This window comes from Ruegeria sp. AL11 (assembly GCF_056540865.1).
Genome location: NZ_JBQFXO010000097.1, coordinates 1 through 526 on the forward strand (window position 1 = coordinate 1; position 526 = coordinate 526).

Genomic DNA, 526 nt, shown 5'->3' on the forward strand with positions numbered 1-526 from the left:
CCGGTTTTCGGTGGACCCCCGACCGTCCCCGAGAACGGAGAGGCATGCAGCCCAAGTGTAGACCCCGTCAAAGCGGCCGCCATGATTTCAGTCAGCAAAGCGATACCCACACCTTTGTATCCGCCGGATGGGGCCATGCTTCCTTTCAGACCGACATTCGGGTCTGTTGTCGGGTTTCCGTCCGGGTCCAGTGCCCAGCCGACCGGGATGGCCTTGCCTTCTCTGGCGTGTTTCATCACTTCGCTTTTGGCGATGGTGCTGGCGCTCTGGTCAATCAGCAACGCGGGTTGCCCGTCTGGACCCGGTACCGCAACAGAGAACGGGTTGGTGCCGACAACGGGCTTCGATCCACCCGAAGGTGCAATGGATGCTGGTGCATTGGTGAATCCAAGACCAACCAGACCCGCCTGCGCCAGTCGATACGTGTGATAACCCAACACACCGCAATTGTAGCTGTTGGTGATCGCAAGGGCCGCGATGCCCTGTTCACGAGCCGCCGGGATCAATGCATCAAAGCCCATTTCAA

General features: G+C 59.5%; 1 protein-coding gene. It reads right to left on the reverse strand.

The genetic code is table 11. The annotated features are described in order from the left end of the window. On the reverse strand, window positions 1–526 hold a 526-nt coding region (locus ACR0IP_RS23480), incomplete at both ends, for an Ldh family oxidoreductase (RefSeq protein ID WP_480528207.1).